Source organism: Aeromonas taiwanensis, from assembly GCF_000820165.1.
Taxonomy (GTDB): Bacteria; Pseudomonadota; Gammaproteobacteria; order Enterobacterales; family Aeromonadaceae; genus Aeromonas; species Aeromonas taiwanensis.
This window is the reverse complement of record NZ_CDDD01000048.1, coordinates 1-831: the sequence shown is the minus strand read 5'-3', so window position 1 is coordinate 831 and position 831 is coordinate 1. Positions and strand designations below refer to the sequence as shown.

Here is an 831-nt window from a genome sequence, read left to right as displayed (position 1 = left end):
ACCCCCTGGCTGTTTGCCATCGGGCTTGCGGGCTCCACCTTCCTCTTCGTGATGGTGGGGGCCCTCGGCCAGCGCTACGCCACCATCAGCTTCGGCTCCCTGCTCATCGCCATCTACACCATGCTGGGGGCCGCCAAGGCACCGGATCTCTTCTATCAGCCTCTGGCACTGGGAGCCGGGGCCCTCTGGTACGGCCTGGTGTCGCTGGTCTGGCTCTGGCTGCTGCCCTACAAGACCCTGCACGAGCAGCTGGCCCAGAGCTACTTCGCCCTATCCCGCTATCTGCAGGAGAAGTCGCGCTTCTTTCCGGCAGACGAGCACGGCGCCCAGGCCATCCGCCACAACCTGGCCCAGCTCAACATCAACCTGGTCAACGCCCTGAACCTGGCCAAGACGGCGCTCAATGCCCGCCTCAATGCCCCCATGAGCCGGCAACGGGTGGCCCCCGAGCTCGCCGGCCTGCTGCGCCTCTATCTGCTGGCGCTGGAGATCCAGGAGCGGGCCACCTCCAGCCACTACCCCTACAGCAAGCTGGAAGCCGAGCTCAAGCAGGGCATCGTCCTGGATGGCTTCCAGGAGGTGCTGTCACAGCTCGCCGAGGCGTGCCAGCAGCTCGGTTACGCCATCCTGGTGCACAAGCCCTACCGTCATCACAAGCGCATCCACTGGACCCTGGAGGCCCTCGGCGATCAGCTGGAATTCACCCACCTCAAGCAGCACTACCCCAAGACCCTGCTGACGCCGATGAAGTTTCTGCGCCGCAACCTGGCCAGCATCAACCAGCTGCTGCAAAGCGCCGAGGAGCTGCAAAACCCCGCCTCCCCGCCTGCC

The 831-nt window shown here is 65.3% G+C and carries 1 protein-coding gene; it reads left to right on the top strand.

Features of this window, described 5'->3' with window-relative positions:
- Window positions 1-831: YccS/YhfK family membrane protein (locus BN1136_RS08045; RefSeq protein ID WP_043808338.1), on the top strand; the 831-nt coding region annotated here is incomplete at both ends.